This is a genomic window from Ideonella sp. P3_A4, assembly GCF_056403075.1.
Genome location: NZ_JBFUGE010000622.1, coordinates 1 through 3,410, shown reverse-complemented (window position 1 = coordinate 3,410; position 3,410 = coordinate 1). Strand labels below are relative to the sequence as shown.

3 protein-coding genes are annotated in these 3,410 nt (G+C 67.3%); 2 read left to right on the top strand and 1 reads right to left on the bottom strand.

The window, feature by feature from the left end; genetic code table 11:
• Nucleotides 1–89: 89 nt before the first annotated feature.
• A complete protein-coding gene (locus AC1DYI_RS30050; protein ID WP_477207782.1) occupies nucleotides 90–611 on the bottom strand; it encodes a DUF4124 domain-containing protein in 522 nt (173 codons plus the stop codon).
• A 133-nt stretch (nucleotides 612–744) separates the two neighbouring features.
• Here AC1DYI_RS30050 and guaB point away from each other — a divergent pair, with 133 nt between their 5' ends.
• Nucleotides 745–2,217, top strand: a complete 1,473-nt coding sequence (guaB, locus tag AC1DYI_RS30045; protein WP_477207781.1) for an IMP dehydrogenase — start codon at nucleotides 745–747, stop codon at nucleotides 2,215–2,217.
• 148 nt (nucleotides 2,218–2,365) lie between these two features.
• A partial coding sequence (locus tag AC1DYI_RS30040) for an MFS transporter (protein ID WP_477207780.1) occupies nucleotides 2,366–3,410 on the top strand: 1,045 nt, incomplete at its 3' end.

Genomic DNA, 3,410 nt, shown 5'->3' with positions numbered 1-3,410 from the left:
GTCCAGTGGACTGTTCATGCCTGCCGAGGGGCCGGGCCGCTGGCCCGGCGCGGCCTGCAAGGCAGGCCCCTGGCAGGGGGCCGTGGGGCTCAATTCCCGCCGCAAGCCGAGTCAGCAATGCTCCGCGACCGGGCAATTTCGGCCGCGCGGCCGGCGTCGTCGAGGATCTCGCGCTCGCCCTTGTCGTTCATTCGGCCCACGCGCTGGCCGCTTTCCAGCGCTGCCAGCTGGTTGCGGGCGCGCTGGCAGGTTTCCAGCTTGGCCTGGCTGCGCTTGGCCTGCTCAGCCTCTTTCTTGACCTTGTCGGCCGCAGCCTGGTCGACCTGGGCCTTGGTCTTCTTGGCCTCGAGGGTCGGGTCGACGCGTGGGCCTTCGGGCATCGACGCGGCATCGCTGGCCGCGGGGTCCGGCATCGGCGCGCGGGCGCCGTGAGGGCGCTGCAGGATGTCCTTTTCCGGGATCTCCACCGGCGGGGGGCGGTCGCTGACCTGGACGCGGCCGTCCTTGTCGCGCCATTTCCAAATACTTTGCGCCAGGACCGACGAGTGGCCCAACGCCATGACCAACGCCAGCAAACCGAGGCGTCCGAACGACAAAGCGATAGTTTTCATGTAGCGGCGACGGGGCCCTGGCCGAGGGGCCACAGGCGTGTTGCAACAAGCCGCCAGTGTACGGCTTGGTCGTGGGCGACATAGGAAACCGAGTGCATCCGTATAATCCGCTTTTGCGTCTGGAGCCTTTCCCATGCGCCTTCTAGGCAAAGCGCTGACCTTCGACGATGTGTTGTTGGTACCGGCGTATTCCCAGGTGTTGCCCCGAGATACCTCGCTGGCGACCCACGTTTCCCGCAACATTCTCCTGAATCTGCCGCTCGTGTCCGCCGCAATGGACACGGTCACCGAGGCGCGCCTGGCGATTGCCATCGCGCAAGAGGGCGGCATGGGGATCGTCCACAAAAACCTGTCGCCCAAACAGCAGGCCGCCGAGGTGGCGCGCGTCAAGCGCTACGAATCGGGCCTGCTGAAGGATCCGATCACGATCGCCCCGGGCGCCCGGGTCCGCGACGTGATTGAGCTGTCGCGCCAGCACGGGATCTCCGGCTTCCCGGTGGTGGAAGACGGCAGGGTGGTTGGCATCGTGACCAACCGCGACCTGCGCTTCGAAACCCGGCTCGACGCACCGGTGCGCGACATCATGACGCCGCGCGAGCGGCTCATCACCGTCAAGGAAGGCGCGTCGCTCGCCGAGGCCAAGGCGCTGATGCACCAGCACAAGCTGGAGCGCGTGCTGGTCGTCAATGACGCGCTGGAACTGCGCGGCCTGTTCACGGTGAAAGACATCACCAAGCAGACCACCTTCCCGAACGCCGCGCGCGACCCCAACGGCAAGCTGCGCGTCGGCGCGGCGGTCGGGGTGGGTGAGGGCACCGAAGAGCGGGTCGAGTTGCTGGTCAAGGCCGGCGTCGACGCACTGGTGGTCGATACCGCCCACGGCCACTCGCACGGCGTGCTCGAGCGGGTCCGCTGGGTCAAGAAGAACTTCCCGAACGTCGACGTGATCGGCGGCAACATCKCCACCGGGGCGGCCGCGCTGGCGCTGGTCGAAGCCGGCGCCGACGGCGTCAAGGTCGGTATCGGCCCCGGCTCGATCTGCACCACCCGCATCGTCGCTGGCGTCGGCGTGCCGCAGATCACCGCGATCGACAACGTGGCAACGGCGCTGAAGGGCACCGGCGTGCCGCTGATCGCTGACGGCGGCATCCGCTACTCGGGCGACATCGCCAAGGCCATCGCGGCCGGCGCCGGCGCCGTGATGATGGGCGGCATGTTCGCCGGCACCGAAGAGGCGCCGGGCGAAGTCATCCTCTATCAGGGCCGCAGCTACAAGAGCTACCGCGGCATGGGCTCGATCGGCGCGATGAAGGCCGGCTCGGCCGACCGCTACTTCCAGGAGAACGACGAGACCACCAACCCGAACGCTGACAAGCTGGTGCCCGAGGGCATCGAAGGCCGGGTGCCCTACAAGGGTTCGATGGTGTCGATCATCTTCCAGATGGCCGGTGGTGTGCGCGCCTCGATGGGCTACTGTGGTTGCGCGACGGTGGACGAGATGCGCGAACGCGCCGAATTCGTCGAGATCACCTCGGCCGGCATCCGCGAGAGCCACGTGCACGATGTGCAGATCACCAAGGAAGCGCCGAACTACCGCCTGGAGTGATGGTTTCCTCAACGCCGCTCGCAGCGTCGGTCCCCCCGAAGGGGATCGGTCACTTCGAGGCGGCCCGGCGGCGACCGAGCCTCCGCCCGATGAACAGCGCCCGGCCCGACATGCCGGGCGCTGTCTTTTTCACCACCAATTTCCAGCAATGACCACATCTGAACCCGCGTCCACCGGCAAGAGCCGCGAAGCCGCGATGCCGTTCATCATGCTGACGGTGCTGATCGACATGGTCGCGATCGGTCTGATCATCCCGGTGCTGCCGCATCTGGTGGGCACCTTCACCACTTCGGCGACCGACAAGACGCTGTGGTTCGGCGTGGTCGCGTTCGCCTTCGGCATCGCCAACTTCTTCGGGTCGCCGGTGCTGGGGGCGCTGTCCGACCGATTTGGCCGGCGCCCGGTGCTGCTGATCGGCTTCAGCGGCCTGGCATTGAGCTTCTTTGTCACGGCCATGGCCTCGGCGCTGTGGATGCTGATCGTGGTGCGCCTGTTCAGTGGCGCGATGCAAGCGAACATTGCCGTGGCCAACGCCTATGTGGCCGACATCTCGCCGCCAGATCAGCGCGCCAAGCGTTTCGGCCTGCTGGGCGCGATGTTCGGTATCGGCTTCATCCTGGGCCCGGCCGCGGGCGGGATGCTTGGCGGCATCGACCTGCACCTGCCGTTCTATGTAGCGGGTGCATTGGCGCTGGTGAATTGCGTCTATGGCGCGCTGGTGCTGCCGGAGTCGCTGCCGGCCGACCGGCGCCGGCCCTTCGAGTGGAAGCGCGCCAACCCCGTCAGTGCGCTGGCAGGGCTGGCGCAACTGCAGGGTATCGGGCTGCTGGTCGGCGTGATCGGCCTGTCGGGCCTGGCGCAGTTCACGCTGCACATGACCTGGGTGCTCTACACCGACCTGAAGTTCGGCTGGGGCCCGCTGGAAACTGGCTGGTCGCTGTTCGCGGTCGGCATCATGTCGGCCCTGGTGCAAGGTCTGCTGCTGGGGCGGTTGCTCAAGCGCTTCTCGGCGCGCCGGTTGGCGGTGATGGGCCTGATGTCGTCGACGCTCGCTTTCCTGGCCTGGGGCGCTGCGAGCGAAGGCTGGATGATGTACGCGGTGATCGCGGCCAACCTGCTCGGCTTTGCCGGCACGGCCGCCATCCAGAGCATTGTTTCGAATGCCGCCGACGCGCGGACCCAAGGCCAGACCC